Below are 20,747 nucleotides of genomic sequence, written 5' to 3' on the forward strand. Positions count from 1 at the left end.
TTGATTTTTGAATGATTTTTTAATTGACTATAATCTTTTTTTAATTTCAAAAGTCAACATTCGATGACCGTCACGTTAATGAGTGGCTTCTTAGCTTGCAGACTTTTATACCACTATTGAGCGATCTCTCTCAATCCGATACATATGGCTATCCGCATGGCTTAGCAGGGTATTGGCATCTTCCCCATCCATTGGGTAGCAGGCCACGCCGATACTGCAGGAGGGCATTGTTAGCTCACCGAACTCAGCGCCCAGTGGCTCACTCATAATCCTTTGAATGTGCTCTACCTTCGCTGTAATAGCCTCTTTTGATTGAATATCCGTGAGCATAACTGTGAACTCATCGCCACCCATTCGGACCACCGTGTCGGTTTCTCTCACGCAGTTTTCCAGTCTTCGAGCCACCGTGCAGAGTACCGATCACCTACCGCGTGTCCTTGGGTATCATTAATCACTTTGAAATCATTAACATCCAAGTACAGTAATGCCAAAAAGGTCTGATGGCGATGAGCGGAACTCAGGCCAAGGGCTAATCGATCGTAGAACAGTGATCGGTTGGTCAGCTTTGTCAGTGGGTCATGATGGGCAAGAAAACGTAACTCTTCCTCGGTCTGCATGAGTGCTGTTATATCTCGTGCAACACCAATGCGAACTCACTCCTCTTCGTACCAGCGAGCAGACCATAATATGTGGACGATACCGCCCTCTTTACGGAGATAGCGATTACGATAATCAATGTGGGGTTGGCCGTTCATTACCCAGTGAATTGAGTCCTGAGTGGAGGCTAGGTCGTCAGGGGGCATGTAATGGGTAATCAAAGTGCCTATCATTTCGTCGGCCCGGTAGCCGAGCAGTGACTCACAGGCATCGCTTATAAAAACGATCTGGTTGTGCTCATCGACTACGAAAATGGTCTCCAACATCAGATGAATCAGCTTGGTGTAGAGCGCTTGTAGGTCAACGGCCATAGGCTAGGAGTATCCTGTTAGTATTGCTCGACTATAAAACAAACGTGAACGGGGGCGATATGAAATCTTGTAACTTAAGAAAGAGGGTAATACTGCAGGTTAAGTTTTTGATTCTTTTCTGATATGAGAAGGCAACTTTCCCGTCCAGCGCCTGAATGCTCTTCGAAAATGCGCGCTGTCGCTAAAGCCTAGCCTTTTCGCTATATCGTCGGTGTTCATCCTTGTTGCCAGAAGGTACTCGATTGCTAACGTACAGCGAGCATCATCCAGTATTGCGCTATAGCTGGTCGAGTCCGCAACCAGTTTTCTTCTTAGGGTACGTGATGTAATGCACAGCTGGTTTGCGACGGTTTCCATATCTGGAAAGCTGTTCGGAGACATCATTAGAATTTGATAAACTTCGCCACTGATACCGGATGACATCTTGGTACGACCCAACAGTTGATTGCAGGTCTCTTGAAGTAGCTGTATAGAAAGTCGATTACCTAGCAAAGGAGACTGATCGAGAATTGGCTGTGGGAAATGTAGTTCATTTGCCTTTTGATTGAAGTGACATTCGCAGCCTAAATATTGTTCATGCGTAGTCTCGATTCCTTCTCCTGAATAAGTTAATAAGGCTTTTGTAGGCAATAGACTTTCACCCGCGACATCGCGTATGTGAGTAACATTTTGGGCCATCTGTTGCTGTATGAGGAAATATCTTATTTTTAGGCTTTTAATATAAGAGTGGGTCTCTCTAAATTCAAAAATGGCAGACTCTTTTGTTTCCCGCCAAGTCATTTTTAGCGTTGGTGTGGCTAAGGGATGGTACTTTACTCCAAAGTTGAAATAGTCCCTGATAGTTGGGCTTGAGAGAAGAGCATACCCATACATTCCATAAGCGGTTAAATGCAGTTTAGCGCCTGTCTCAAAAGGAGTCGAAGAATTGACCCCCGCATCAATAGCATTTGTGCAAGCGTCGATATACTGTTTTATCGATACCAGTGTTGCTGGGTTTATAAGCGCATCTTGATTTAGTCTAAGCCCCCTCAGTATTCCACCAGCCGCAATTCCCTGCTCAGTGGCCGTTGCCACTAACGCCGCAATTTTATAGGGCGAATAAATCTTTTTATTCAGCAGTTTAGCTTGAGAGTTAGTCATAATGAATTATTTCTGAATGTCCGAAAAAGGCCCCTTTAAGGCCGTTTTCGACCTTCCCCAGGGCGAGGATACCTTTGTAGAGTAGCGCTACAAAACAAGGCTTCCAAAGCCCTACGAGAAGGATTTTCATGAACACACCTGTGAATGTATGCGTTGTTGGTGCAGGCCTAATGGGGCACGGGATTGCGCAAACGTTTGCGCAGGCCGGCCACGCTATCTTTCTTTTTGATGTTGACAAGAATACGCTTGAACTTGCGCCATTGCTTATTGAAAAGAATCTTCGCCAAATGGGCATCGATCCTAAACCAGTGCTCGATAATATAGAGTTATGCTCTGATATTGCCAGCGCTGTCTTTTCTACAGATTTTATAATCGAAGCGATTACGGAAAACCTTTGGTTAAAGCAAGCGTTGTTTTCTTCGTTGGCAGAGCTGGCACCTTCACATGCCATTTTGGCGAGTAATACTTCCGTTATACCTATCACTGATATTGGTGAAAAACTAAGCGATAAAGTGCGGTCACGGCTGGTTGGTACGCATTGGTGGAACCCACCTCATCTTATCCCGCTGGTTGAGATTATAAAAACATCTTTCACTGACGATGCTGTTTTTGAAACGACTTTCGATTTGATACTTAGTTTGGGAAAGCAGCCTGTGAAGGTGTTTCAAGATGTGCCGGGATTTATCGGTAATAGACTCCAACATGCTATGTGGCGCGAAGCTTTATACTTGGTCTCAACAGGTGTCTGTGATGCCGAAACAATCGATCTGTAAGCGCCCTTAAACCGACATCTACCGCTCTCGCTTTTACCCCCTCACACTGATGCCATCAGAACTTTGTGAGGGGGTTACATGAGGCATCAAGAACGTGAGCAATATTGGCAGCAACAAGTAACCGAATGGCAAACCTCTGGCTTGTCCGGCATGGCGTTTTGCAAGCAACAAGCGCTAACGTACCATCAGTTTGCTTACTGGCGTCAAAAGCTCTTGGCCAGTCCATCGTCAACACAAGAACCGGTCGCTGGTTTTGCCACCGTCGCGTATTCCAATACCGTCATCGCAAACGAAATAGATTCCACGGGACTTGCAGTCTCACTGCCCGGTGGCATTACGGTCACGGGGTTGCACGCGGGCAATGTGGCGTTACTGGGCGACATCCTGAGGCAGCTGTGAAGCGGTCGCGCTATTTACGCCCCGCGTGGGAAATGCCCGAGATCTACCTGTACCGCGCGCCGGTCGATTTTCGCAAGCAAGCCAACGGCCTGGCGTTATTGGTGGAGCAAGAGCTGGGACACAACCCCTTTAGCGGGGCGTTGTATGCTTTTACCAACCGACAGCGGAACAAGATCAAGTGCCTGATGTGGGAAGACAATGGCTTCGTGCTTTATTACAAGGCACTGGCCGAGGAGCGCTTCAAGTGGCCCGGCCCCTCGGATGACATCATGGCGCTGACCGGCGAGCAGATCAACTGGCTGTTGGATGGCTACGATATTACCCTGATGCACGGCCATAAAACCCTGCATTACGACAGCGTCGGGTAGGCCATAAAGCTCTGATTTTCAGTGCTTTAACAGGTCGATTTTGCTATCATCGACGCATGAAAAAACACGCTGAAGCCCCTTCCCAAATGCCTGATCTCAGTGGCCTCTCAGCCGCTGAGGTAAGGGAGCTTGTGGCGGGGCTTCAGCAACAGGTGGCGGCCCAACAGACAGCGTTACAGCAGCGTAATCTCTATATTCAATTGCTCGAAGAGAAGCTGCGCTTGCAGCGCATTCAGCAGTTCGCCGCGCGCAGTGAAAAGTCTGCGGATCAGGCCCATCTGTTCGATGAGGTAGAGCTGGAAGCTGAAATCGAAGCGCTACGCGATCAGTTACCGGACGATGCCGAAGAGCAAGACGCGCCGCGTCCCTCACGTCAGCGTCGCCAACGTGGCTTCTCCGACACGCTGGTCCGTGAGCGTATTGAGCTTACGCTCAGCGAAGAAGAAAAAGTCGGGGCGACCAAGACCTTCTTCGCCAAGGTAAAAGAAGAGCTCCAGTTCATCCCCGCGCAGCTGAAAGTCCTCGAATACTGGCAGGAAAAAGCAGTGTTCCCACTTGAGGGCAACGACCACCTCCTCGCTGCGGAGCGTCCGGTTCATCCGCTAGGCAAGTGCACGGCGTCGACGTCACTGCTGGCGTACGTGATCACGTCCAAGTACGCCGACGGTTTACCGCTGTACCGCTTGGAAGGCATGTTCAAGCGGTTAGGTCACGCCGTTAGCCGCACGCAGATGGCCAACTGGATCATCCGCCTGAATGACGTCTTCACGCCCTTGATCACGCTGATGCGCGAAGTGCAAAACAGCAGCGCGTATCTCCAAGCCGATGAAACGCGGCTGCAAGTGCTCAAGGAAGACGGCAAGACCGCTCAGTCAGATAAATGGATGTGGGTCACCCGAGGTGGCCCGCCGGATCAACCGTCAGTGCTCTTTGCCTACGACCCGTCCCGCGGCGGCAGCGTGCCGGTGCGTCTACTCGACGACTTCGCGGGGATCCTACAAGCCGATGGCTACGCCGGTTACGGCCAGGTATGCCGTGCCAACGGCATTACCCGCATTGGCTGTTGGGACCATGCGCGGCGCAAGTTCGTGGAAGCGTCTAAGGCGGCCAAGGTCAACGCAAAAGGCAAGAACGCCACGCCAGCCAAGGCCGAGGTAGGGCTTAGCCATATCAATAAACTCTACGCCATCGAACGGCAGATCAAGGACCTCAGCGAGGCGGAACGTTACCGTATCCGCCAGGAGCTGAGCCTGCCGCGCCTTGAGGCCTTCAAGGCCTGGCTAGAGGCCAATGTCACCCGCGTCATGAAAGGCAGCCTGACGCGTCAGGCGATGGAATATACGCTGAACCAATGGGACTTCCTCATCGGCTATTGCGCGCGCGGCGACCTGCACATCAGTAACGTTCTGGCAGAAAACGCTATCCGCCCGTTTGCCGTTGGCCGAAGAGCCTGGCTGTTCGCCGATACCTCCCGCGGAGCGCACGCCAGTGCCACCTGCTATTCACTCATCGAAACGGCAAAAGCCAATGGCTTGGAGCCTGCTGCCTATATCCACCATGTGCTGGAGCGCATCGCCACCGCTGATACGCTGGAGGCACTGGAAACGCTGCTGCCCTGGAATGTGAACCTGGCGCCCGTCGAAAAAAAGTGACAGAACACAGCTAGGTCAAGTGTGTCGATTTATTGGCGCTTACATCGATCTTGTGGTCAAGAATAGTTTCGGTATGCGTATGCCGTTTCTTGGTCCCATGGAAAATGCAGATTTAGTAGGTCTTAAACTTATTCAGCAGGTTCATCAGTTTATCTTTCCTCATCTTTGTAATGAGCAATCCCCAAGACCCATGATTGAAGACCTTATTAAACAAGGTTTTTTAGGCATGGAAAGTGGAAAGGGACTGCAAAACTGGCCCCCAGAAAAAGCGGAGAACGTGCGTAAAAATCTGAGCAATCGCCTCATTGATTCTTTAAAGGACTAAATAATCGTAATGCCTAATTTCTACCCAACAATAAACTGATTCAAGCTACTTTGATAAGGCAGGAAACAATATGAAAAATCAGCGCGCCATTAAACTGACCGGAATCGCCGTTGGTACGGCCCTTGCGTCTGTTAGCACTGCGGCCCTGGCTCAAGAACAGTGGACGATGACAACTACATGGCCAGACAATATTGCGCTCGTCGAGGTAGATCGTCATTGGGTTGAGCTGGTCAACCGACTGGCTGGCGACGAGTTGCAGATCAATTTCCGTGCTGGCGGCACCCTTATGCCCGGCACCGAAGTCTTCGATGCCACCGAAACAGGGAGCATTGATGCCGCCGGCGATTGGCCCGGCTATTGGGCTGGGCTCAGCCCCGCGTTTTCTCCATTGGCTTCTACTCCTAGTCTGTTTAACGCCGCTGACTATCTTAATTGGATTAATCAGTGGGGCGGCTGGGAGCTCTATCAGGAGGTCTACGGTGAATACAATATGGTTTACCTGCCCTACGGTATCCTTAACAATGAATCAGGTTTTATGGGGCGCACGCCGATCGAAAGCATCGCCGATCTTGATGGTAAGCGGCTGCGTCTCTCAGGTCGCGATCAAGGTCGGGTGCTTGAAAAACTGGGCGGATCACAGGTAACGCTGGCGGGCGGTGAGGTTTACCAGGCAATTGAGCGCGGTGTGGTGGATGCTGGAGAGTTCTCGTCGCCTGGGGTTGATTACTCTGCCGGTTTTGCCGAAGTTGCCGACCATTGGTCCGTGCCTGGTTGGCATCAATCTGCCAGCGTGTTTGGTGTAATGATTAACAAAGATTCCTGGGATGCTCTTTCCGAGGGGACGCAAGAGAAGCTGAAAGTCGCTACGATAGCTACCATGACATGGTCGTTGGCATGGTCCGAGCGTGAATCAACTGAGGCAACTCAGAAGTTTATTGATGCGGGTGTAGAAATCCATCAGCTTCCTGAGGAGGACTTGGCCGAGATCCAACGAATGACCAACGAAGTGATCCTTCAGGGAGCCTGTGAAGATCCACTGCATGCCAAGGTTTACCACTCGATGGTTAGCTATATGCAGCAGTATGCGACTTGGCGTGATGTGTCTGTGCCTTACAACATGAGCCGCGTAACCGATGACCTTCCTTCGCTGGATGAACTTGAGTCCTGTATGAACCAATAAGCATGCCAGGGTGGGCCCAATTGGGCCCACCCTTCTCGGCTAATTCTGTTGTGACTCGTCGCGCACTTGATGGGGCGTTTTACCCGTCCAGCGTTTAAAGGCTCTGCGGAAATTGGCGCTATCGCTAAAGCCTAACCTTGCTGCGATATCCTCGGTACTCATTTTGGTAACCAGCAGGTATTCCGTTGCCAGCGTGCAGCGGGCGTCATCGAGTATTTCTCGATAGCTCGTTAGCTCAGCGTCCAGTTTTCTTCTTAAGGTGCGTGTGGTGATACACAGCAGGTTGGCGACGGCTTCCATGGTGGGAAAACTATTCGGTGACATCAACAGTATTTGATATACCTCGCCGGTAATACCCGATGACATCTTTGTTCGGCCAAGCAGTTGGTTGCAGGTTTCTTGAAGTAACTTTATGGAAAGCTGGTTGCCTAGTAGAGGGGACTGGTCGAGTATTTGTTTCGGGTAATGGATTTCGTTGACGTCTTGATTGAAGTAACAGTCGCACAATAAATGCTTTTCGTGGATCTGCTCAACGTCTTTTCCTGGGTAAGATAGCAGCGCTTTGATAGGAAAAAGACTTGAACCAGCGGCATCGCGAATGTGGGTAATATTTTGAGCCATCTGCTGCTGGATTAAAAAATTACGCGTTTTGATGCTTTTTATATAAGAGTAAGTCTCTTTAAATTCAAAGACGGCAGACTCATCCGTTTCACGCCACGTCATATAAAGCGTGGGTGTGGCTAAAGGATGATATTTCACCCCGAAGTTGAAGTAGTCCCGCATGGTGGGGCTGGTGAGCAGGGCGTAACCGTACATACCGTAAGCGGTTAAATGTAATCGCGTGGCCGTCTCAAAAGGTGTTGAGAGGTTGGCACCTGCCTCAATTACATTAGTGCAAGCGTCGACATACTGTTTAATCGAAACCAGTGTGGCGGGGTCTGTCAGTGCCGCTTGGTTTAAGCCAAGGCCTCTAAGTACTTTTTCAGCCGAAATATCCTGCTCAGCGACCGTGTCGAGCAAAGCAGCGATTTTATAAGGCGCATATATCTTTTGATTCAATAGGTTAGCTTGGAAGCTGGCCATTATCATCGCTCACTGAAATGTCCGAAAAAGACCTCACGAAGACCGTTTTAGACCTTCCTTGCAGCTAGCGTAACTTTGTAGAGTAGCCTCACGCAATAAGGTGCCTCTAACCCTACCCGCTAATGACCACTCGTTAGACTTATGGGTAGTGTGAAAGCCTGAAATGCATCGCTATCGAAGAATTTTTTACAACAAAAATCAGCTTAAAGCTGACGGTTATTGGAAGGAAAATAATATGAAAACGCAGCGCGCCCTTATGTTCACTGGTATTGCTCTCGGTGCCAGCCTGGTGTCTCTTACCGCTAATGCGCAAGATCAACAAAGCTGGACAATGACCTCTACCTGGCCGGAGAACATCGATGCGGTAAAAATTGATCGGCATTGGGTCGATATGGTCAACAATATCGCTGGTGATGCGTTACAGATCGAGTTTCACCCAGGCGGCACACTAATGCCTGGCACCGAAGTCTTTGATGCAACGGAAACCGGTAGCATCGAGGCCTCAGGCGATTGGCCAGGTTATTGGGCGGGCCTGAACCCGGCATTTTCACCGTTAGCGACGACCACTAGCCTGTTTAATGCCTTGGATTATTTCAACTGGATTCAGCAATGGGGTGGACGAGAACTTTATCAAGAGATCTATGGCCAGTTTGGGTTGGTTTATCTTCCTTACGGTGTATTGAATAACGAGTCCGGCTTTATGGGCCGCACACCGATTGAGAGTATCGCTGACCTTGAAGGCAAGCGCCTGCGCATTGCCGGCCGTGACCAGGGCCGGGTGATGGAGCAACTAGGAGGTTCTCAAGTGACATTGGCTGGTGGTGAAGTCTACCAGGCGATCGAGCGCGGTGTGGTCGACGCCGCTGAGTTCTCAGCGCCGGGCATTGACTATAGCGTTGGTTTAGCTGAAGTGGCGGATTATTGGGCGACGCCGGGCTGGCATCAGTCGGCCACGGTATTCGGGGTCATGATCAATAAAGATGCCTGGGATGCACTTTCTGAAGACACCCAGACAAAGCTTCAAATGGCGGCTGATGCCACCATGGGCTGGTCGCTAGCGTGGTCGGAACGAGAGTCTACCGATGCTACCCAGAAGTTCATCGATGCGGGCATTACCATTAATCAATTCTCTGAAGAGGATTTGGCTCACATTCAAGAGATTACCAATGAGGTGATTGTACGCGGTGCTTGCGAGCATCCAGACCACGCCAAGGTCTATCACTCCATGATCAGTTACATGGAGCACTATGCAACTTGGCGTGACATCTCGGCGCCCTTCAACATGAGCCGTGTCACTGATGATCTTCCCTCGCTTGAAGATCTTGAAGCCTGCATGAATCAGTAATCAAGCTTGCGTGAGCCCTAGTGGGCTCACCCTGCGAGCTTGCTGAGTTCACTGACGACCTGTTTGATCTGACCTATTCCGAGATCCTCATCATGAATGCCATTGCCAGGGCCATTGACGCCCTCAACGAAGGATTCGGTCGCTTGATAGCCCCGCTTCTTGCTGTCATCACCATTATCGTTATTTATGACATCGCCATGCGTTTCTTAGCAGGCCGCCCAAGTGATTGGGCGTTTGATATTACCAAGATGTTATTTGGTGCTCATTTCATGCTGATGGCTGCTTATGCGTTACGCCATCACGCCCATGTCGAAGTCGATGTGCTTAAGCGGTTATTGTCCCGCCGCAAGCAGGCAGTGCTCGAACTCCTCGGCTATCTGGTTTTCTTCGTGCCCTTTATTTGGCTGATGATCACCTTCGGCTGGGCGTTTTTTGAGCGCTCCTTTAGCCGCGGCGAAACGACCTACGGCATGGTCTCGCTTCCCGTTTATCCCATTAAAGGGGTGATCATGGTGGCCGCGGTACTGATCCTGCTACAGGCTACCGCGATCGTCATACGTGCTACCCAGCAGCTGCGGGAGGAAACCGTATGAGCCTGAGTCCCGAGTTGCTTACGCTGGTGATGTTCGGCGGGTTACTGATCGGCCTGTTTATGGGGCATCCGCTGGCCTTCGTACTGGGCGGTGTGGCCGTTATCGGCGCCTTCTTGGGCCCCGGCGAGCGTGTACTTAGCACCATCATCAACAACATCTATGGTAATGCCATGGATAACTATGTCTTAGTGGCCATTCCGCTGTTTGTGCTCATGGCGCGCTTTCTCAATGACTCAGGGGTCACTGAGAAGATGTTTGAATCCATGCGCCTGCTGCTCGCTAATCTGCGCGGTGGCTTGGCACTCACCGTGGTCATCGTGTCGGTGCTGCTGGCTGCGACCACGGGCATCGTTGGCGCCTCGATTGCGGTGATGGGGATGATCGCGCTGGTTCCCATGCTCAAGCACTCCTATAACAAAGAGCTAAGTACCGGTGTGATAATGGCCAGCGGCTGTTTGGGCATCCTGATTCCACCCAGCATCATGCTGATACTAATGGCTAGCTACTCGCCGGTTTCAGTAGGCGCACTGTTTGCCGGTGCGCTGGTGCCGGGGGTCATGCTGGGCGCGATGTATGCCCTTTATGTGCTGGTGATTTGCTATCTCAAACCGAGCTACGGCCCGCCGGTACCGGCTGAGGAGCGCGCCCAAGTCTCCACGCGTCAGCTGTTGGTCATGCTGCTGAAGTACGTACTGCCCCCCATGACCCTGATTCTGGGTGTGCTGGGGTCGTTGTTCGCCGGTATTGCTACGGCCACCGAAGCCTCGGCGATTGGTGTCTTTATCGCTTTCCTGTTGTTCCTGATCTTTGGTGACCGGAAAGTATCGACCTGTTATCGAACGCTGATTGACGCGAGCAAGACCACCACCATGGTGATGTTGGTTCTCGTGGGTGCGACCGCTTTCACCGGTGTCTTTTCGCGCGGCGGTGGTATGCAGGTTATTCACAATGTGGTGATGGCGATGCCCGGAGGCACCGTGGGGGCATTGATCCTGATGCTGTTCCTGGTCTTCATTCTAGGCATGTTCCTCGACTGGACGGGCATCGTGCTGCTGAGTTTTCCCATCATGCTACCGATCGTCGCCGATATGGGCGTGGATGTGCTGTGGTTTGTGGTCATGGTGGCGGTAGTGCTGCAAACCTCCTTCCTGACGCCCCCCTTTGGCTATGCGCTGTTCTATCTGAAAGGCGTTGCACCACCCGGAGTGGAGACGCTTGATCTCTACCGAGCTGTCGTGCCTTTTGTCGCTCTAATCGTGCTGGCTTGCATTTTAATGGCCATCTTCCCGGTATTGGTAACAGGCTTGCCCTCTTTGCTGATGAGCAGATAAACCGAACCACGACAGGCCCATTCTGACATCGCAGGGCCTGCAGTAAGTTTCAATGGAGTAACTAGACTATGAAAGTGATAGACAGCTTGATTCCACGGTCGGAACTCAGAGTACTGATTACCGCCGGTGCTAACGGTATCGGTTTGGCGATTGCCCAGGCCTTTCAGGAAGCGGGTGCCCGTGTCCATGTCTGCGATATCGATGATCAGGCGTTGGCTGCGCTGCCCGCTGGCATCACCTATACCCACGCCGACGTTAGCCAGGAAGCGGATGTTGATCGCTTGTTTCAAGAGGCTGCTTATCTAGGTGGGCTTGATGTCGTGGTCAATAACGCAGGAATTGCAGGCCCTACCGCCAGCATCGAAGAGATCGATGGTGAGAGCTGGAGCCGCACCATTGATATCAATCTGAATGGCCAGTACCGAGTTGCTTCTCGGGCTACGCCCCTGCTCCGTGAGAGCCAAGGACTGCTGATCAATATGGCCTCGGTTGCTGGCCGCCTGGGCTTAGCCTATCGCACCCCTTACTCGGCGAGTAAATGGGCGATTGTCGGTCTTACCAAGAGCTTAGCCAACGAGCTTGGCCCCGACAGTGTAAGGGTCAACGCCATTCTGCCCGGTATCGTGCGTGGGCCTCGCATCGAGCAAGTCATCACCGCTCGGGCTGAGAAGCGAGGCATCAGCTTCGCCGAGATGGAGCAGGAGATCCTCTCTAATGTTTCTATGCGGCGGATGGTTGAACCCACCGATATCGCTGCCATGGCGCTGTTTTTGTCTGCCCCTGGCGGCAGCAATATCTCGGGCCAGGCGCTGAGCGTTTGCGCCAACGTCGAGACGATTTAACCGGTTCGAGCTTTCTTTGCGTCACTTTACTTATTAGAGACACCTTCATGGCTACCCAACGTAAAGTCATCATTACCTGCGCCTTAACCGGTGCCATTCATACGCCTTCCATGTCGCCGCACCTGCCGGTTACGGCGGAAGAGATTGCCGAGGCAGGCATCGCCGCCGCCGAGGCGGGCGCCGCTATTATTCATTTGCATGCACGCGACCCAATTACCGGCAAACCTACCCAGGATCCCGCCGTTTTTGAACGTATCCTGCCTCGCCTAAAGAGTGCCACCAATGCGGTGATCAACCTCACCACTGGCGGTAGCCCTCACATGAGTGTGGAGGAGCGAATGCGTCCGGCCATGGAGTTCAAGCCCGAACTTGCTTCAATGAACATGGGGTCGATCAACTTCGGCTTATTTCCCATGCTCAGCCGCTATGCCAGCTTTCAGCACGAGTGGGAGAGGGAGCACCTGGAGAATAGTCGCGATTTGGTGTTTAAGAACACCTTCGCTGACATTGAGAAGGCCATGACACTGGGCGCTGCGAATGGCACCCGCTTTGAATGCGAGTGCTACGACATCGGCCACCTCTACAGCCTTCGTCATATGATGGATCGTGGCTTTATCAGCGGGCGCGTTTTCGTGCAAAGCGTGTTCGGTATTCTGGGTGGCATCGGGCCGCATCCTGAAGATGTGATCCACATGCGGCGTACCGCTGATCGGCTGTTTGGAGATAGCTACGAATGGTCGGTGCTGGGTGCTGGTAGCAATCAGATGCGTATCGCCGCGCAGTCTGCCGCCATGGGCGGGCATGTGCGGGTGGGGCTTGAGGATTCGCTATGGCTCTCACCCGGCCAACTTGCTGAGAGTAATGCCAGCCAGGTCACCAAGGTGCGTCATATTCTTGAAGAGCTTTCCTTTGCGATAGCGACGCCTGATGAGGCGCGTGAAATGTTGCAACTGAAAGGTGCCAGCAACGTCGGTTTCTAAAGACGCAAGACGATAAGAACGACAAAGGAATCACTAATGGAAGTCACCAACAAAGTTATCGCGATTACCGGCGGGGCGAGCGGGCTTGGTTATGCCATGGCCCAGCGTTTAGGCAAGCAAGGGGCGATACTGGCCTTATTAGATAGAAATGCCGTTACGCTGGATGATGCTGTCTCCGAGCTGACTGAGCAGGGGATCAATGCCCACGGGTTTCCACTAGACGTATCAGACGAGCAGTCCGTCATTACTGCATTTGCTGATATTGCGGCTCGGTTAGGGCCGGTAGAAGGATGCATTAATAACGCCGGTATTACTGATGATGCCTTATTAATAAAAGCCCAAGACGGAGTGGTGACCAAGCGTATGTCGCTGGCTGCTTGGAAACGAGTCATCGATGTCAATTTAACCGGCATTTTTCTGTGTGGACGCGAAGCTGCTAGTCACATGATGGAATCAGGAAAAGGGGGTGTCATCGTCAACATCTCAAGTATTTCCCGCGCGGGAAACATGGGCCAAAGCAACTACGCGGCTGCCAAAGCGGGTGTTCATGCCCTCACGGTAACGTGGGCAAAAGAGTTGGCGAAATACGGGATTCGCACCGGTAGCGTAGCGCCAGGGTTTATCGTGACCCCCATGACGGCGGCGATGCGCCCTGACATGCAAGAAAAACTTGCCAGCGGTATACCGCTTAAACAATTTGGCCAAGCGGATAATATTGCCCAGAGCGTCGCGTTTATTATGGAGAACGATTATTTCACAGGCAGGATGATTGAGTGTGATGGTGGTTTAAGAATGTAGCTCACCACTGTTCTGCCCGCCGTGTGAAAATACCTGAGAGCAATTACCTTCCATCGCTCTCAGCTTGGTTAAAGCCGCTTTAGACCAACATAAAAATAAAAAAATAAGCTTTATCACATGCTCTTGCCATACAAAAGGCTGGTATATTAATTTATAAAGGACTGAGGTTCGTAGCAGAGTACGGATACGTTAATGAATGCACAGGAACAGGAACGCCTGTTTGCTCTTCGCCAGCTAAATTTGCTGGATACGCCGTCGAGTGAAAGTTTTGATCGAATCACGCGGATGGCAAGCCAACTGTTTGACTTACCGATCGCAGCCGTGTCGCTGACCGATGAGAACCGCCAGTGGTTTAAATCAAGAGTAGGGGTCGATCATTGGGAAATACCGCGTGAAAAGGCACCTTGTGCGGCTGTTTGTGCCTCCTCGCAAATACTAGTTATTCCTGACCTTCTCACCTCTGCATGTTATCAAAATAGCCACCTGGCGCGTTCCGGTATCCGTTTTTATGCGGGCGCACCGCTAGTGACACGGGAAGGTCATACCCTGGGTGCCATGTGCGTGCTGGGTACCCAACCACGTGAGGTCTCTGAACAGGAGCAAACGACGCTTCGTGATCTAGCGGCCATGGTGATGGCGCAGATTGAGTTGCAGCACGCGTTTGGCCGAGTTGATCCATTGACCGGCCTTTCCAACCGTAATCAGTTCGATGAAGACCTTCAGGATATGGCGCGGGATCAACCAAGCCACCGGAGAGCCGCGCTGTTTACCGAGGTGCTCGATGCCAGTGAGTTAAGTGCGCTGCACCGAACCATGGGTCCCGCTTTTCTTGACGAGATGGCGCGTGTAGCCGCTCGCTGCCTACAACAGGCCATTGGCCCCGCAGAGAAGCTTTATCATCTGGGCGGGTGTCAATTCGTGCATCTGGTAAATCAAACGAGTGATTCAGAACTGCTAGCAGAGGCATTGCGTCTACGTCAGGCACTGTTAACGCTCGAAACTACGCGTGCTGTTCCCGTATTGGTTTATCCGACCATCGGTATTGCGCCCTTTTGCCTGGGCGAAGTCGCCACCGCCGATATTTTACGCAGTGCCTACGCCGCTTGCTTGGATGCGCGCCAGGCGGGAGAGGGCGCGGGGCTTTACTCTTCGTCACTCGATGCTAGTTATCAACGGCGCTTCATTCTATTCGGCGACATTGGTCGCGCGTTAGAAAATGACCAAGAATTTTATTTAGTCTTTCAGCCTCGTATTTCTCTCGCGAGTGGTGAGTGTTTGGGGGCAGAAGCGCTTTTGCGCTGGCACCACCCCACTTTGGGAGAAGTATCGCCTGGGGAGTTTATTCCCTTGATCGAAAATACACCGATGGCTGAACCTCTTACCCAGTGGGTATTGCGTCATGCCATTCGCCAAGCAGCGGTTTGGTATCGGCAAGGTGAGGTGCTGCAGGTTTCGGTCAATGTGTCGGCAACCAATCTTGAAGAGGAAGATTTTGCCCGGCGACTGCTGGAGGAGATGTCAAACTGGGCACTACCCACTACCGCCATTGAGATAGAGCTTACTGAAAGTGCTCTGATCGGGCAGGGGCAAGTGGCCGCTGACCAGCTCAAGGCACTAATAGCCGCTGGCTTACGCATTGCCATTGATGATTTTGGTACTGGCTACAGCAGTCTCTCTTATTTACATGAGATTCCTGCCCATACCGTGAAGATTGATCGCCGCTTCATCACCGACCTTGGCGAAGATAAACGCACCGAGACGCTGGTCAACTCGATGATCTCAATGGCACACGACCTGGGTTACCGCGTAGTGGCGGAAGGCGTAGAGAGTGATGCTGCCTATCAACGCCTTGTCCAGTTGGGCTGCGACGAGGCCCAGGGATATTTCATTGCCAGACCGCTATTGCCTGAGGTGTTTGAGGAGTGGTTGCAAGAGAGGCAGGCGTAGTTACTAGTCATCTAAATGCCATTTTTTTAAGCGCTTTTTGGGTCGCCGTGAAGCGATAGCCACGTGCCGCTGAGCCATCGCCCAACGCGTTACTCTATTCGTTTCTGTTCTTCGCCCACCACCTGATCCCGGCCGTGATGCTTGCCTAAGTAAAGGGACTTATCTGCGCGGTGAAGGACACTGTCTTCTGTTGGGTCATCCTCAGCAAAACTGGAGACGCCGCAGGTGATGGAGATGTGAAAGGTGCTGCCGGCTTCGGTTTTGAACGTATGGGCTGCCAGTGCTTGTCTGATATGTTCAGCGATGGCCACTGCATCTTCTGATGAAACTTCAAACAGTAGTACGGCAAACTCTTCGCCACCCAAACGACCGACAATATCGGTCTCTCGAAAACGCTTCGTGAACAGCCGGCAGACTTGCTGCAAGACCTGATCACCCATTGCATGACCGTAGGTATCATTAACGGTTTTGAAGTAATCGACATCGAAGAGAAGTACGGCGGCGTTCTGATCACTGCGAAGGTAGTGGGAAAAGGCTTGTCGAAGTCGCTTCATGAAGTAACGCCGATTAAAAACGCCCGTTAAGTCATCGGTAATAGCCTGCTTGCGTAGTTTTTCCTCTAACGCTTTGTGTGCGGTGATGTCATGCAGGGTGCCGAGGAGGATATTGGGGTCATCCGGTGATGTGTTATCGGCCATTTCATGGAGCCAGCGAATACAGCCGCTGGGCTGAATAATTCGATATTTGATGTCAGTAAAACCAACCTCCAGCATCTCTTGGCGCGATTTAGCGACTTTTGCTTGGTCTAAGGGATGGACCATCGACATAAAGGCTTCGTGACTGGGGGTAAAGTCGCGAGGATCGACATCCAGGAACTCATAAACTACTTCAGACCAATAGACATCGCCCGTGGCTAGCGACATCTGCCAATAGCCTAAGCGACCTACTTTATGTAACTTTTGAAGCGTGCGTGTATAAGCCTGCCACTCTTCCTGTGTTAAGTGTTTGCTAAACATTTGTGAGTCGGAGGAGCTGTTACTGGAAAATAGAATGGAGTGCCTCGAAGCCATTATATGGCTGCCGGATGAGGGCCTTTAGGCCATGTGGTTAGAAAAGCTAATGCACGCTCCGCGTCAACGGGTCGGCTGAAAAGGTAGCCTTGCAGCACATCGCAGCCAAGTTCGTATAATACTGTTTGCTGCGCTTCGCATTCGACGCCCTCGGCAACCACCTCTAACCCCAAGCCGTGAGCAATGCGAATAATGCCGCTGACCAGGTTGACTGCTTTTGTGCCATGGGGGAGGTCATCAATAAAGCTTTTATCAATTTTGAGTACGTCGACAGGAAGGCGTTTAAGGTAGTTCAAGGAGGAGTATCCGGTACCAAAATCGTCCAGTGCTAAGGAGATACCGCAATCTCGTAATTTGCGCATGGTGAGAACGGCGCTGTCGATATCTGTCAGCAGACTCTCTTCGGTAAGCTCAAGCGTCAGCCGTTGTGGTGCTAAATCGTGCTCTTCAAGCGTTTGAAGGATATGACCGACAAAGTTGCGCTGATAAAACTGGTTGGCAGGAATGTTGATACTCAATTTCAGCGGGGGATCGCTAGGTTTGATGGGCCATCGGTGAGCTTTTTCGCAAACGCACCCTAATGACCAGTCAGTCAGTAACCGTGACAGTCGGGAGTTTTTTTCAGCAATGGGCACAAACTCGCCAGGGCTGACGGTTCCTAGTGATTTATCCTGCCAACGAGCTAACGCTTCAAACCCCATGACTCCGCTGCCATCGGCAAGCACCAGCGGCTGGTAATGTTGCTGTAGCTTGCTTCCCAGTAGCGCCGACTCTAGGCGCTGTTCAACCCTGTGTCGACGTAACGCACACTTTTCGGTGCGATGAGTAAAAATATGAATACTCTCGTACGTTTTGGGCCCCTTGAGGGCTGCCCGTGCTCTTTCCAGTAAATCATCTGGGCTAATGCCGTCTTCAGGTGAAACGCTAATACCCACATCTATGTTGGGCCGTATAGTGAGGCCGTTCAGGTCAATGGCAGCATCCAACTTATTGATGATGGGCTTAATCACACCAAATAGATCGCGCAACGAATAGATAGAGACTACAGCGCCGAAGCGGTCAATATCCATATTGCCGACGGCCAGGATACCTATATCAGGAGAGGTGAGGCGATCAGTCAGACATTTCAGAATGGCGTTACGGTTTTCGCGTCCATACAAGCGGCTGATTTCGTCAAGGTTATTCATACGTAAGTGCAGAACGACCAAATGGTATGACTCAATTTGAGCAAGCTGAATTAAATTTTCGAGGGTTTCTCCAAAGAGCGTTTCATCGGGTAGGCCAGTTCGAGTGTCGCGTTGATTGATACGACTGGCCTGGTGACGGACTTTGAGAAGCTGTGACGTCAGGTGGATCTGTTCTTCGACGATATTACCAAAAGCAATTAGCCAGGAGCGTTCCACTTCATTTAACGACCGGGGCTGGGTGTCGCTAATACACAAAGTGCCAATGGCATGACCTCCCGGGCCGTAAAGTACAACGCCTGCATAGAAGCGAATATGAGGATATGACGTCACCGCTTTATGGTGACGAAAAAAATCGTTCGTCAGGGTGTCAGAGACTTCTAGATATCCATGCTTTAAGGCATGTACGCAAAATGAGTGCTCAAGTGAGATTTCGCGGTTCTCCATACCTATCGAGGATTTAAGCCACTGACGATTTTCATCGATGAGCGAAATAACGGCGATAGGGGCATTGAAGACTTGCGATACCAGACGGGTATAACGATCAAAATGCTCTTCTTGACAGGTGTCCAGGAGGTCGAGCGAACGCAACTCGGTCAGCCGAGCATCCTCGTCTTTAAGACGGGTGAAGCGGGCGCTATTGTCATCCATAGAGTGGGCCTGATGAGGTACTGACCACGAGAGTGATGAAGCCAATGACATTCATCGCCCTCGTTCTTTAAACGAGATGTTTGTTTGATTTAATCATTCCTACTGGTATTTTTCAAACTTATATAAGTGTTTTTGTGTAGGTGAGTTATTACGTCTTTTGCTGAAATAAATCTCAACAGGCTAGCGGAAGTGGGTATTCGCATCGTAATATAACGTTATTGTTTTTTGCTGAATGGTTACAGGGAACGTTCTAATTGGCAGGGCGCGCCACGACACAGGCAGGCATGGGTGGAGGTGCGTGAATGAATCCACAAAGCAATTCTGAGTTATCCATCAGAGTAGTGGTCGTCAATGAAAGCGGTTTCATTCGAGAGGGGCTCTGCCGGGTCATTGAGCGTTTCAAAGATATAAAGGTGGTGGCTAGTATTCCTGACTCGCACAGGCTGAGTGAAATAGCGCAACAAGTGCATGCAGATGTCGTCTTGATTGATGCACAATTTCCTAGCCAAGAAGGGTTTGAAGCAACCCAGCGTTTGCGCGAAAGTGGCGGAATAACGCGCGTAGTTTTTCTCTCGATTAATCCTAGTCTTACTGAGGTAAAAAGAGCGTTGGAGGCCGGAGCCAATGGTTTTCTGTTACGCGAGGCTGGCGTCAGCGAGCTTGAAATAGCGCTGCAGGCTGCCGTAGAGGGGAAGATCTTTTTATGTCCTACGATACTCAAGCGATTGTCTAAGGTCTTGGATATCGAAGAGCTGCCCAAAGGTGAGCGCTTTTCTATCAATGCTGCTCAAGGCCGCTATTCAATTGACGATATCATTAGCAAAGCGTTGCGCTTAGGCATCCTGCAACAAGAAAAATAATCAGGGTTTTTACTTATACTGATTTGGTGGGCAGTGCGGTACCGTGCGGGGTCGAGCAGGCGCCACCGAATTTCTCTTATTGGTTTCAATCTAGCTTTTGCAGCTGAGAAAGGGTGAAACCATAAATATCCATTGATAGCGATTGAACCCGCGCTAACGAAGGGGTTTTACGTCAGGTTTTACCTTTTCAAGGTCCGTGCCATATTGCCATGAAACGTTCAGAAGATATCATCCGGATATTACTAGCCGATGAACATCGCTTAGTGCGCTCCGCGATCAGTTCCCTTATCGAAACCTTCGACAACATGTCGGTGGTTGCTGAAGTGGAATCTGAGGATCAACTGATGAAAGCGGCAGCTCACGATAACGTTAATGTGGCGCTCATTGACGCAGCGGTTATCTCTTCAAACGGGCTCGGTTCTTTAAGTCAGCTGCGGAGTGCCTGTCCCGGTATTCGTGTAGTAGTTCTCTCTACCTACTCTAGCGATAGCTTTATTCGGCGTCTTTTTGAAGAGGGAGCTTATGGCTTTCTACACAAAAATGCGGGTGTGAATGCTTTGGAAATGGCCATTCAAAAAGCAGCGCGGGGTGAACGTTTTGTGTTCACAGCGATGGAGCCGGAGGAGTTTGTCGATGCCGCTTCCGTCGTGGGGGCTGCGGCCATTCAGGAAAACCCTTTAACGACTCGACAAAGTGAAGTACTCACGCTGGTGGCAAGCGGTTTTCGTAGTAAAGCCATTGCCGATCAACTCAATGTCAGTATCAAAACCGTCGAGACCCACCGCGCCGATATCATGCGCCGCCTAGGCGTCAGACACACCGCTGGCTTGGTCCACGAAGCCATTCGGCTGGGCCTATTTATGACGCCTCAAGACACGGATGAAACTCGCTGAGGTTGACTGCTTGTTCGGCGAAACCACGCTAACAATTTTCAACACCCTAATTTTATTAGTCTTTGTAAGATTACGTACTTTATAGCGCTTAAAAGCTTTAGACGCGCGTAACTTATATAAAAATTCCAGCCCTGACGTTGAGACTGCGAAAAAGTAATTTTCGTAACTGACAACGGTTTCGGGAGCGACGTCTGGCGTTTCATTTACGACAAAAACTTCGATCTACGCGATAGTTTTGTCGCTATCCGCCCTGTTCGTGCCAATATACGACCAAAGAGCAATGCGCCCCTGAACGTGTGAGAGTTTAACGCAGTAAAGGGCAACTAAAAGACGCCAGCGACACCTACGCTAACAAGAAAAAATAT

20 protein-coding genes and 1 pseudogene are annotated in these 20,747 nt (G+C 51.1%); 15 read left to right on the forward strand and 6 right to left on the reverse strand.

What is annotated here, in order from left to right; all coding sequences use genetic code 11:
• Positions 1 to 105: 105 nt before the first annotated feature.
• From KO116_RS25615 to KO116_RS02420, 3 genes and pseudogenes are all read right to left on the reverse strand, one after another.
• Positions 106 to 617: pseudogene (locus KO116_RS25615) on the reverse strand (diguanylate cyclase domain-containing protein).
• 36 nt (positions 618 to 653) lie between these two features.
• A complete protein-coding gene (locus KO116_RS25620; protein WP_235272481.1) occupies positions 654 to 968 on the reverse strand; it encodes a PAS domain-containing protein in 315 nt (104 codons plus the stop codon).
• A 99-nt stretch (positions 969 to 1,067) separates the two neighbouring features.
• Entirely contained in the window at positions 1,068 to 2,108 is a 1,041-nt protein-coding gene (locus tag KO116_RS02420; protein WP_035560452.1) for an AraC family transcriptional regulator, read from the reverse strand.
• A gap of 128 nt (positions 2,109 to 2,236) precedes the next feature.
• Between KO116_RS02420 and KO116_RS02425 the strand changes: the two genes are divergently transcribed.
• The 6 genes from KO116_RS02425 (at position 2,237) to dctP (KO116_RS02450) (ending at position 6,805) form a co-directional block, all read left to right on the forward strand.
• On the forward strand, positions 2,237 to 2,881 hold the full coding sequence (locus KO116_RS02425; protein WP_052703707.1) for a 3-hydroxyacyl-CoA dehydrogenase family protein: 645 nt from the start codon (positions 2,237 to 2,239) through the stop codon (positions 2,879 to 2,881).
• A 78-nt stretch (positions 2,882 to 2,959) separates the two neighbouring features.
• Positions 2,960 to 3,280, forward strand: coding sequence for an IS66 family insertion sequence element accessory protein TnpA (gene tnpA, locus KO116_RS02430; protein WP_035560457.1), 321 nt, complete (start codon positions 2,960 to 2,962; stop codon positions 3,278 to 3,280).
• Positions 3,281 to 3,312: 32 nt separating this feature from the next.
• Positions 3,313 to 3,648 (forward strand): IS66 family insertion sequence element accessory protein TnpB, encoded by a 336-nt coding sequence (tnpB, locus tag KO116_RS02435; protein ID WP_035560887.1) that lies wholly within the window; start codon positions 3,313 to 3,315, stop codon positions 3,646 to 3,648.
• Positions 3,649 to 3,704: 56 nt separating this feature from the next.
• Complete coding sequence (gene tnpC / locus KO116_RS02440) at positions 3,705 to 5,300, forward strand: IS66 family transposase (RefSeq protein ID WP_035560460.1); 1,596 nt, start codon at positions 3,705 to 3,707, stop codon at positions 5,298 to 5,300.
• A gap of 73 nt (positions 5,301 to 5,373) precedes the next feature.
• Positions 5,374 to 5,625: a 3-hydroxyacyl-CoA dehydrogenase family protein gene (locus KO116_RS02445; RefSeq protein WP_035560472.1), complete on the forward strand. Its 252-nt coding sequence runs from the start codon at positions 5,374 to 5,376 to the stop codon at positions 5,623 to 5,625.
• A 70-nt stretch (positions 5,626 to 5,695) separates the two neighbouring features.
• The gene (gene dctP, locus KO116_RS02450) at positions 5,696 to 6,805 is read left to right on the forward strand and encodes a TRAP transporter substrate-binding protein DctP (protein ID WP_035560475.1); all 1,110 of its coding nucleotides are present in this window, start codon (positions 5,696 to 5,698) and stop codon (positions 6,803 to 6,805) included.
• A 39-nt stretch (positions 6,806 to 6,844) separates the two neighbouring features.
• Here dctP (KO116_RS02450) and KO116_RS02455 read toward each other — a convergent pair whose 3' ends face one another.
• The gene (locus KO116_RS02455) at positions 6,845 to 7,888 is read right to left on the reverse strand and encodes an AraC family transcriptional regulator (protein WP_035560478.1); all 1,044 of its coding nucleotides are present in this window, start codon (positions 7,886 to 7,888) and stop codon (positions 6,845 to 6,847) included.
• 235 nt (positions 7,889 to 8,123) lie between these two features.
• On the opposite strand from KO116_RS02455, the gene dctP (KO116_RS02460) reads away from it, so the two are divergent.
• The 7 genes from dctP (KO116_RS02460) (at position 8,124) to KO116_RS02490 (ending at position 15,724) form a co-directional block, all read left to right on the forward strand.
• Positions 8,124 to 9,233: a TRAP transporter substrate-binding protein DctP gene (gene dctP / locus KO116_RS02460; RefSeq protein WP_035560480.1), complete on the forward strand. Its 1,110-nt coding sequence runs from the start codon at positions 8,124 to 8,126 to the stop codon at positions 9,231 to 9,233.
• A gap of 92 nt (positions 9,234 to 9,325) precedes the next feature.
• Complete coding sequence (locus KO116_RS02465; RefSeq protein ID WP_035560890.1) at positions 9,326 to 9,826, forward strand: TRAP transporter small permease subunit; 501 nt, start codon at positions 9,326 to 9,328, stop codon at positions 9,824 to 9,826.
• On the forward strand, positions 9,823 to 11,157 hold the full coding sequence (locus KO116_RS02470) for a TRAP transporter large permease (RefSeq protein ID WP_035560483.1): 1,335 nt from the start codon (positions 9,823 to 9,825) through the stop codon (positions 11,155 to 11,157). Before KO116_RS02465 ends, KO116_RS02470 begins: the two co-directional genes overlap by 4 nt.
• 68 nt (positions 11,158 to 11,225) lie before the next feature.
• Complete coding sequence (locus KO116_RS02475) at positions 11,226 to 11,999, forward strand: SDR family oxidoreductase (RefSeq protein WP_035560486.1); 774 nt, start codon at positions 11,226 to 11,228, stop codon at positions 11,997 to 11,999.
• A gap of 47 nt (positions 12,000 to 12,046) precedes the next feature.
• Complete coding sequence (locus KO116_RS02480; RefSeq protein WP_035560490.1) at positions 12,047 to 12,979, forward strand: 3-keto-5-aminohexanoate cleavage protein; 933 nt, start codon at positions 12,047 to 12,049, stop codon at positions 12,977 to 12,979.
• Between the two features lie 36 nt (positions 12,980 to 13,015).
• The gene (locus tag KO116_RS02485; protein ID WP_035560493.1) at positions 13,016 to 13,777 is read left to right on the forward strand and encodes an SDR family NAD(P)-dependent oxidoreductase; all 762 of its coding nucleotides are present in this window, start codon (positions 13,016 to 13,018) and stop codon (positions 13,775 to 13,777) included.
• Positions 13,778 to 13,969: 192 nt separating this feature from the next.
• Complete coding sequence (locus KO116_RS02490) at positions 13,970 to 15,724, forward strand: sensor domain-containing phosphodiesterase (RefSeq protein WP_035560496.1); 1,755 nt, start codon at positions 13,970 to 13,972, stop codon at positions 15,722 to 15,724.
• An 89-nt stretch (positions 15,725 to 15,813) separates the two neighbouring features.
• Here KO116_RS02490 and KO116_RS02495 read toward each other — a convergent pair whose 3' ends face one another.
• Positions 15,814 to 16,740 (reverse strand): sensor domain-containing diguanylate cyclase, encoded by a 927-nt coding sequence (locus KO116_RS02495; protein WP_052703708.1) that lies wholly within the window; start codon positions 16,738 to 16,740, stop codon positions 15,814 to 15,816.
• A 53-nt stretch (positions 16,741 to 16,793) separates the two neighbouring features.
• On the reverse strand, positions 16,794 to 18,680 hold the full coding sequence (locus KO116_RS02500; RefSeq protein ID WP_235272483.1) for a putative bifunctional diguanylate cyclase/phosphodiesterase: 1,887 nt from the start codon (positions 18,678 to 18,680) through the stop codon (positions 16,794 to 16,796).
• A 251-nt stretch (positions 18,681 to 18,931) separates the two neighbouring features.
• On the opposite strand from KO116_RS02500, the gene KO116_RS02505 reads away from it, so the two are divergent.
• Positions 18,932 to 19,489 (forward strand): response regulator, encoded by a 558-nt coding sequence (locus KO116_RS02505; protein ID WP_035560507.1) that lies wholly within the window; start codon positions 18,932 to 18,934, stop codon positions 19,487 to 19,489.
• Between the two features lie 209 nt (positions 19,490 to 19,698).
• On the forward strand, positions 19,699 to 20,382 hold the full coding sequence (locus KO116_RS02510) for a LuxR C-terminal-related transcriptional regulator (RefSeq protein ID WP_035560510.1): 684 nt from the start codon (positions 19,699 to 19,701) through the stop codon (positions 20,380 to 20,382).
• The last annotated feature ends 365 nt before the right edge of the window (positions 20,383 to 20,747 follow it).

Origin of the sequence: Halomonas sp. KO116 (assembly GCF_000734975.2) — a bacterium.
In the GTDB taxonomy this organism is placed as follows: domain Bacteria; phylum Pseudomonadota; class Gammaproteobacteria; order Pseudomonadales; family Halomonadaceae; genus Vreelandella; species Vreelandella glaciei.

Excerpts from the sequence above, each read along its gene's own strand:
- KO116_RS25620 (WP_235272481.1), bottom strand. The coding sequence starts at position 968 with ATGGCCGTTGACCTACAAGCGCTCTACACCAAGCTGATTCATCTGATG.
- KO116_RS02420 (WP_035560452.1), bottom strand. The coding sequence starts at position 2,108 with ATGACTAACTCTCAAGCTAAACTGCTGAATAAAAAGATTTATTCGCCC.
- KO116_RS02425 (WP_052703707.1), top strand. The coding sequence starts at position 2,237 with ATGAACACACCTGTGAATGTATGCGTTGTTGGTGCAGGCCTAATGGGG.
- tnpA (WP_035560457.1), top strand. The coding sequence starts at position 2,960 with ATGAGGCATCAAGAACGTGAGCAATATTGGCAGCAACAAGTAACCGAA.
- tnpB (WP_035560887.1), top strand. The coding sequence starts at position 3,313 with ATGCCCGAGATCTACCTGTACCGCGCGCCGGTCGATTTTCGCAAGCAA.
- tnpC (WP_035560460.1), top strand. The coding sequence starts at position 3,705 with ATGAAAAAACACGCTGAAGCCCCTTCCCAAATGCCTGATCTCAGTGGC.
- KO116_RS02445 (WP_035560472.1), top strand. The coding sequence starts at position 5,374 with ATGCGTATGCCGTTTCTTGGTCCCATGGAAAATGCAGATTTAGTAGGT.
- dctP (WP_035560475.1), top strand. The coding sequence starts at position 5,696 with ATGAAAAATCAGCGCGCCATTAAACTGACCGGAATCGCCGTTGGTACG.
- KO116_RS02455 (WP_035560478.1), bottom strand. The coding sequence starts at position 7,888 with ATGGCCAGCTTCCAAGCTAACCTATTGAATCAAAAGATATATGCGCCT.
- dctP (WP_035560480.1), top strand. The coding sequence starts at position 8,124 with ATGAAAACGCAGCGCGCCCTTATGTTCACTGGTATTGCTCTCGGTGCC.
- KO116_RS02465 (WP_035560890.1), top strand. The coding sequence starts at position 9,326 with ATGAATGCCATTGCCAGGGCCATTGACGCCCTCAACGAAGGATTCGGT.
- KO116_RS02470 (WP_035560483.1), top strand. The coding sequence starts at position 9,823 with ATGAGCCTGAGTCCCGAGTTGCTTACGCTGGTGATGTTCGGCGGGTTA.
- KO116_RS02475 (WP_035560486.1), top strand. The coding sequence starts at position 11,226 with ATGAAAGTGATAGACAGCTTGATTCCACGGTCGGAACTCAGAGTACTG.
- KO116_RS02480 (WP_035560490.1), top strand. The coding sequence starts at position 12,047 with ATGGCTACCCAACGTAAAGTCATCATTACCTGCGCCTTAACCGGTGCC.
- KO116_RS02485 (WP_035560493.1), top strand. The coding sequence starts at position 13,016 with ATGGAAGTCACCAACAAAGTTATCGCGATTACCGGCGGGGCGAGCGGG.
- KO116_RS02490 (WP_035560496.1), top strand. The coding sequence starts at position 13,970 with ATGAATGCACAGGAACAGGAACGCCTGTTTGCTCTTCGCCAGCTAAAT.
- KO116_RS02495 (WP_052703708.1), bottom strand. The coding sequence starts at position 16,740 with ATGTTTAGCAAACACTTAACACAGGAAGAGTGGCAGGCTTATACACGC.
- KO116_RS02500 (WP_235272483.1), bottom strand. The coding sequence starts at position 18,680 with ATGTCATTGGCTTCATCACTCTCGTGGTCAGTACCTCATCAGGCCCAC.
- KO116_RS02505 (WP_035560507.1), top strand. The coding sequence starts at position 18,932 with ATGAATCCACAAAGCAATTCTGAGTTATCCATCAGAGTAGTGGTCGTC.
- KO116_RS02510 (WP_035560510.1), top strand. The coding sequence starts at position 19,699 with ATGAAACGTTCAGAAGATATCATCCGGATATTACTAGCCGATGAACAT.